Origin of the sequence: Thermosphaera aggregans, from assembly GCF_014962245.1 — an archaeon.
In the GTDB taxonomy this organism is placed as follows: Archaea; Thermoproteota; Thermoprotei_A; order Sulfolobales; family Desulfurococcaceae; genus Thermosphaera; species Thermosphaera chiliense.
Genome location: NZ_CP063144.1, coordinates 1,298,917 through 1,305,106, shown reverse-complemented (window position 1 = coordinate 1,305,106; position 6,190 = coordinate 1,298,917). Strand labels below are relative to the sequence as shown.

At 51.5% G+C, this 6,190-nt stretch carries 7 protein-coding genes and 1 other annotated feature; of the genes, 4 read left to right on the top strand and 3 right to left on the bottom strand.

Going from position 1 to position 6,190, the window contains the following annotated elements; genetic code table 11:
• Positions 1-1,599: a sequence feature (mutual gap in cmsearch alignment for this rRNA model is longer than 100), on the top strand.
• The 3 genes from IMZ38_RS07330 to IMZ38_RS07280 all read left to right on the top strand — a co-directional run bounded on the left by IMZ38_RS07330 (position 10) and on the right by IMZ38_RS07280 (position 3,190).
• Positions 10-564, top strand: a complete 555-nt coding sequence (locus IMZ38_RS07330) for an LAGLIDADG family homing endonuclease (RefSeq protein ID WP_227410873.1) — start codon at positions 10-12, stop codon at positions 562-564. (Overlaps the previous feature by 555 nt.)
• 251 nt (positions 1,600-1,850) lie before the next feature.
• On the top strand, positions 1,851-1,997 hold the full coding sequence (locus IMZ38_RS07285; protein WP_193436192.1) for a hypothetical protein: 147 nt from the start codon (positions 1,851-1,853) through the stop codon (positions 1,995-1,997).
• 326 nt (positions 1,998-2,323) lie between these two features.
• The gene (locus IMZ38_RS07280) at positions 2,324-3,190 is read left to right on the top strand and encodes a geranylgeranylglycerol-phosphate geranylgeranyltransferase (protein WP_193436191.1); all 867 of its coding nucleotides are present in this window, start codon (positions 2,324-2,326) and stop codon (positions 3,188-3,190) included.
• Here the strand turns inward: IMZ38_RS07280 and IMZ38_RS07275 are convergent.
• On the bottom strand, positions 3,174-3,968 hold the full coding sequence (locus IMZ38_RS07275; RefSeq protein WP_193436190.1) for a phosphatase PAP2 family protein: 795 nt from the start codon (positions 3,966-3,968) through the stop codon (positions 3,174-3,176). The genes IMZ38_RS07280 and IMZ38_RS07275 overlap by 17 nt on opposite strands.
• Positions 3,969-4,040: 72 nt before the next feature.
• Positions 4,041-5,027 (bottom strand): SIS domain-containing protein, encoded by a 987-nt coding sequence (locus IMZ38_RS07270; protein WP_193436189.1) that lies wholly within the window; start codon positions 5,025-5,027, stop codon positions 4,041-4,043.
• A gap of 56 nt (positions 5,028-5,083) precedes the next feature.
• Between IMZ38_RS07270 and IMZ38_RS07265 the strand changes: the two genes are divergently transcribed.
• Positions 5,084-5,710 carry a hypothetical protein gene (locus tag IMZ38_RS07265; protein WP_193436188.1) on the top strand — a complete coding sequence of 209 codons (627 nt, stop codon included), beginning with the start codon at positions 5,084-5,086 and terminating at the stop codon, positions 5,708-5,710.
• Here IMZ38_RS07265 and IMZ38_RS07260 read toward each other — a convergent pair.
• Positions 5,704-6,177, bottom strand: a complete 474-nt coding sequence (locus tag IMZ38_RS07260) for a hypothetical protein (RefSeq protein WP_193436187.1) — start codon at positions 6,175-6,177, stop codon at positions 5,704-5,706. The genes IMZ38_RS07265 and IMZ38_RS07260 overlap by 7 nt on opposite strands.
• Between the last annotated feature and the right edge of the window lie 13 nt (positions 6,178-6,190).

The window sequence follows — 6,190 nt, the reverse complement described above, 5'->3', positions numbered from 1 at the left end:
GAAACCAATATGAATAATTGCGATATAGCGTATTTGCTAGGAGCGCTTGCTGACGGAGGATGCTACTGCTTAAAGTACCGTGATGGCAGGAGCGAATATAGATGCGTATGGACTCAAGCATCACCAGTATGGTTGCTAATCTCGGTGAAGCCGAGACTGGAAAACATTCTGGAAAACCTTGGCTCAAACAGCAAAGTGAAAATGTTGAAGGGTAATACAAGGTATGAAATAAGAGTGTCCAGCAAACTGGTTTTTCAACTCCTCACGCAGAGTAAAGCGAAAATACCAAAATTGATTGAAAAATGCGAAAACGAGATTCTCAGACACTGGCTCAGAGGCCTGTATGATGCGGAAGGTGATAAAAGCGGGAAAAGACTGAGGTTATGGAATAAAGACAGAACTATTCTAACACTCGCAGTACAGGCATTGAAGTGCTTCGGAATAGAAGCATATGGCCCATACCTAGATGATAAGCGGCATGGTGTGCATGTAATCGAAATACCTTCGAAACACAGGCGCAAGTTCCGCGATGAAATAGGTTTTGAACACCCTAAACTCGCCTAAACAGTTTGTTTTACTACTTCACGCTTATCAAATCACCTCTCACATATTCAACCCCGCCAACCGCCCCCGAAAGTTCCGGCGCGCATGAATGGATCAACGAGGTCCCCACTGTCCTGACCAGGGGCCCCGTGAAGACACGGAGCCGGTGCACAGTCCGGCAACCCCCCGCAGGGCGATAAGTCCCCGTGGAGCTTTACCGCAGCCTGGCGCTGGCCCCTGGGTTACGGTACGTAGCGTAGGTGGGAGCCTGTGAAGCTGTGCTCCCGGGCACAGCGGAGGCGGTAATGAAACACCACCTATCGTAACTCGGGGGCCTAACCCCCGGGTAGCCGGGGGGACAACGCTAGGTGGGCGGTTCGGCTGGGGCGGCACTCCCGCGAAAAGATAACACGGGAGCCCAAAGGTCGGCTCAGGCGGGTCAGAGCTCCGCCGTAGAGTGCAAGGGCAAAAGCCGGCCTGACCGGACCCTTGAACACAAGGGGTCCGGACGGGAAACCGAGGCCTAGCGAACGCTCGTGCCCCCCTCGGTGGGGGCCGGGCATGACAGAAAAGTTACCCCGGGGATAACAGAGTCGTCGCGGGCGAGAGCTCCCATCGACCCCGCGGTTTGCTACATCGATGTCGGCTCTTCCCATCCTGGGAGTGCAGCAGCTCCCAAGGGTGGGGCTGCTCGCCCATTAAAGGGGAACGTGAGCTGGGTTTAGACCGTCGTGAGACAGGTCGGACTCTACCCGCGGGGGGTGCGGGCCGCCTGAGGGGAAGCTGCCCTCAGTACGAGAGGAACGGGGCGGCGCGGCCTCTGGTTTACCGGTTGTCCTGGCGGGCAACGCCGGGCAGCCACGCCGCAAGGGGTAACCGCTGAAAGCATCTAAGCGGGAACCCCTCCCCGAAAAGAGGCGGCCTGTCGCTACGGCTCTGCCGTAGCGGCACGGGCTCCCGTAGAAGACGGGGTTGATGGGGCGGGGGTGTAAGCCCCAAGGGGTTATCCCCGAGGGGTTCAGCCTGCCGCTCCCAATCGCCCGACGCCGCAGTGTCTCACTCAGGGGACGAGCCGGGTGGATGCTTAACTGCAACCCGGGGTAGAGCGGGATCCCGTGAATTCGAGTATAAACCCTGAATGCGCCAGCCACCACAGCGCCCTTATAAACCAATTCTTAAACACTACTCTCTCCTAGATCTCGCACCTGTACTTTGTAAGAAGTCCTCTTGCAAGTACGCATAAATGCATGTCTCCAACCGCAAAATACCTGGTGATTTCTAACGCGCTTAGTTCATCCTTTTACGTGATGCCTGGGTTCTCCACCACAGGAGGAGGGAGCAAGGTATTGCTAGCAGTAGCGGCAACGGTTACTCCGGAAGCATTCACACCTCTAATGATGGCTGTTCCGCCAGCGCTAGAACTATTCCTGCTAATCCTAATGCTCAAGAATTAAGCATTCCGAAGCGGTTGATCAAATAGTTGAAACCATAGTGGGCGCCGGCAAGAATTATAAATAGTGTGGCAGGGAAACCGGTTTCAGAATGGGTAACGATCCTCATCCCCGTTTCAAGGGTAGGATTACCGTCGTGTCATCACTACTTATCCATATCGTGATCAAATCCTTAATACTTTACTCATCTAATCTCAACCCTCTGCTCAATCATCCTTAACAGGGGCTTCAACCTGCACACCCGTATCCGTGGAGAGCGGGACACCAATTCTTTATTACTTCAGCCTTCAATATTATCGGTAGAATAGCCTGGGCGCCAGGGATAGTGGATGGCTGAAAACTATTTCAAGATGATAAGGCCTTTAAACTCTTTCATGAGCGGGCTTGGAGTAGTCTTCTCACTCCTCGTGTTCAACTCCTACAGGCTTAACCAGCAGGTGTTGCTGCTAGCGGTAATAGGGTTTACAACAGGCTTCACAGCCACAGCAGCTAGCATGCTGGTCAACGATATCGTCGATATCGAGGTGGACAGGGTTAACAAGCCCTGGAAACCCTTGCCCAGCGGTCGGGCAAGCGTTAAGGCAGCGTGGATTCTGACAGTGGTTTTCTCAGCCGTGAGTGTCGCGGTGAACATTATTGCTGGACCCAGCCTTGTAGTCGTGACAGCTGCCTACCTGGCAATAGGCTTGCTCTACAATTTCATGCGTAAACACTGGTGGAGCCAGTTCATGGTTTCAGCATCAACAACTGGTCCAATAGTCTACGGATACGTAGCCTCAGGCCTCCCGCGCGAAGCCCTCGGCTTCACAATACTCTTCACCCTAACAATCTTCATAGTCAACACTGGCAGAGAGGTGTTGAAGGCTGTTCAGGATGTTGAAGGGGATAAAGCCCTCGGGTACGAGACCATTCCTTTGAAAATAGGTGTTCCAGCATCCATTAAAATATTGAAAGCATGCAGCGTGACAGGACCGTTAACCGGGGTACTAGCAGGAGTGCTGGGCGGGGCAAGCATTCTCTACCTCGCCCTAATACTTGCAGCGGGTTATTTGTACTCCTCAAGCCTTCTCAAGACATGCATGAACCCTGGGGACAAGCAGGCGTTGGAGAAGTCCCGTAGAACCACTCTGAGGGCAATGCTTCTCGGGCTCGTAGCGTTCTGGGCTAGCAGGATAGGGTTTACAATATCTTTTTGAAACCCGCGTATAATGTAGGAGTGTAAGCCATGAGCAATCCCAGCAGGAAAAACCCTGCTAAAACCCCGTAAGGTATTAGTGCTGAGAAGCTATACGTGAGGAACGCGATGAGTGAAACCCCTAACCCCATTGCAATCCTCTCCGGGAGGCTCAAAGAGTCCAGCATCCTCATGGAGCGGTCGACGGCGCGGTTGCCAATGATTAGAGAGAGCGCCAGCCCCAGTAGCGCCTGGCTTGCTAAAACCTCCCACCCGTTCACAAGGTTTATAGAACTAGCTAGCACGGCTAGGGCGAGGGGTTGAAGCCAGGGTTTCACGGTTTTAACCCCTAATCCCTTAACCGAGAACAACCCGCACAAGAGCCCGACGAATACCCCGCCGACCACGTCTAAAGGATAGTGCACCATGAGGAACACCCTGCTAAGTGAAACACCCGCTACAGCTATTGCTGAGAAGACTGCGAGCCCCTTGCTCCTCACCTGGAGAGTTATCGATGTCCAGAACGATGTTGAAACCTGTGAGTGGCCGCTGGGGAATCCGGGCCCGGAGGCTTCAGCTCTCCAGTACTCCTGGGGAGGACGCGGCAGGTTTAGAGAATACTTGAGAGCAATGTTAAGAGATCCTGAGAATAATACTGCAGCGGCAACACTAATTCCCATTCCTTTCCTCATAGTGAAGAACAGGATGATTCCCGCGATCAAGTAGAACTTCTCATCTCCTAGAAGGCTCCACGCTATCCACAGTTCCTTATTGTTTAAGGCTACTGCAACAGCTAGCATGATTCCCGCTGAAATACTTAGTAGCCAAATGATTTTCTCGGAAAAACTACTGTTTCCCAATTAAAACAGTCCTCAGGCACTGAATATTGCTCCAGCCGCTTTCTTATATTCTTGAATACTGGCTGTTTTCAAGGGGTCTATTCCCCTCATCCTGGCAAGCTTGCAGCTGGATAGTCCGAAGACCATGGACCCGTACAGTATCTTGTCCAGCAGGCTACCCCCCTCTAGAACCAGCCTGTGAAAACTCTTCGTAACCCTCCCGTATATTGTTCTCATGAAGTCTACAAGCATCACGCCAACCCTATCACCCGGGTCCACGACCTCGAGAACTGTGAAGTCTTTGAAGAAAGGCTCCTCGTAACCCACTATGTCGTTATGCATCCATTCAGGAGCAACATCGACCTTGACAGGTATCTTAGCGTTCTCGTTAAACTCGTTCTTCCCTCTCAGCCCGAGCGATTCCAGCGGGGAGTGGGTTGAAATAACCAGCAGTCCTTTAGACCTGTGAACCCATTCAGCAATCAATCCCGCCTCAGCCATAGCCTCACCCGTCTTCTCCTCGAGGAAGTCCACGCTCTCCTCGACTATTTTGAAAGGAATGTTTAACAAGTTGTTCTCGTAAAGCAGTTTCAAAACCCCGTAAAGCATCGACGGGAGGCTTGCCCGCGGCGCCAACCCCTCCGGTAGCTGAATATGGGGGATGCCGTGCTCGTAAGCCCTGGTCTTCAACAACCCGCCGCTTGAAACAGCCACCATGGGGATATTCCTCTCTAATGCGGAGTCGAAGACTCTTAATGTTTCAACAGTGTTACCGCTGTAGCTTACAACGAGCAACAAGTCTTCACGGCTCGCAAAGCCGGGGAGGATGTGGTTTTTAACAGTTATCACAGGTAGTGAGGAGTAATTTGATGAAAGCGTTGACAATACGTCCCCTACAATACCGCTTCCCCCCATGCCGGCTACGATCACCGACCTGATTCCTCTGTTAAACCTCACCGGCACGGGTTTTTCAAGAGCACTCCTTGCCTGACGGCTCCACTCAACGTACATTTCCTCCATAACCAGCCCCGTTTTAATTTAAGACTTGGAGGAGTAAATAAAAAACAGTGAAGTAAATGAACCCGTTGCTAGAAGACTTGATGACCGGCTGGAAAGTAGTCTACACACATTATGCCGGGGTCGCTGCTAAGCTAGCTTCGCTAGTAGTGGAAGCCTCGGATAAACCGGTCGGGCTTGTAGATGAGAAAAACATCATACTACCCTATATTCCATTAGAAGATGTTGAATCCGGCAAGGTGTTAACAGGGCCTGTGCAAGGAGCTGGGAGAATCATAATAGTGGAGCCGGATAGGATTCCCTTTCTAGGAGGCCTTGTTGAAAACGTGATCGTGTTTACGACCCCTGGCTCCGGGTTAAGGGTTCCAAGGGTTTTCGAGAAAGCATACATCTCCAAAGCAGGCGACGAGTACGTCTACTTAAACAAGAAGTCTTTTCTGAAAATAAGGTTTAAAATACTGGGCGATAGGCTGGTTGTCATAGAGAAGCCTTTCGGAATACTGGGGGAAGGGCTTGAAGCCTTGAAAAACGCGATGCTAACCTACGGCGAGCTAAGCGTGAAAGATGCGGTGTTCATCCTAACCAAGCAGCTTGGTGTTGGGAAGAACGAGGCCCGCAGGATTCTGAGCCAGCTTGTTCTGAGAAAATATGTTAAAATAGTTAAGGGAAAGGTTAACCTCTACTGATGCATGAGGCACTCGTCGAAGTATACTTTTATCAAGCCCAGCTTCTTGTAGACTATGTTGACGTATTCGTCTATAGTGGTTCTTGGAACCCCCAGCCTCTCAGCCCGGGATACAACTATGTTTTCAACCACCGCGTACTTCTGATACTTCTCGTTAAGCTCCTTCCACGGTACCCCGCTCAAGGCTTTAGCAATAGTGTTGTCAAGCGGTAGCTCGCCCATTAGGATTAAGAGCGAGATAATAGGGTAGCCTATGTAGTTTTTGAAGATAGTTCCGTTATCGTTGCTGAAAACCCTGAAGGTGTCAACGCCATCCTTAACGATAACCACCGTGTATTCTTTCTCCCCGGTGCTTGACCTGACAAATGCCTTGTTCGCACCCACCAGCCTGATCCTGCCGTCGCCAATGGCTCCAATCGCTTCTAAAACCTTGATTCTGGGAGGTTTTGAAAGGAGTTTAAGGCTCACTCAACCCCACCCG